At 77.3% G+C, this 233-nt stretch carries 1 protein-coding gene; it reads right to left on the reverse strand.

Translation table 11 applies throughout. From position 1 onward, the window contains the following. Positions 1 to 233 (reverse strand): hypothetical protein (locus GT354_RS40290; protein WP_161361451.1); only part of this gene is annotated, 233 nt, incomplete at both ends.

Consider the following 233-nt stretch of genomic DNA (forward strand, 5'->3'; position numbering starts at 1 on the left):
GCAGATACACCCGCGCCGCGATCAGGCGCCCCTGCGGATTGGCCTCGGGGTCGCTCAGGGCCGGGGCGAGCGCGGCCAACGCCGCGTCGTAGGCGCCGCCTTGCGCGCGCAGGAGCGCGAGCAGGTGGTGGGCGGTGGTGCGGCCGGTGCCGGTCGCCCAGCGGGCCAACGCCTCCTCGGTGTCGCGATCGGCGCCGGTCTCGCGCGCACACGCGGTGAGCGCGGTCAGCATC

Origin of the sequence: Streptomyces sp. SID3343, from assembly GCF_009865215.1 — a bacterium.
Lineage (GTDB): Bacteria > Actinomycetota > Actinomycetes > Streptomycetales > Streptomycetaceae > Embleya.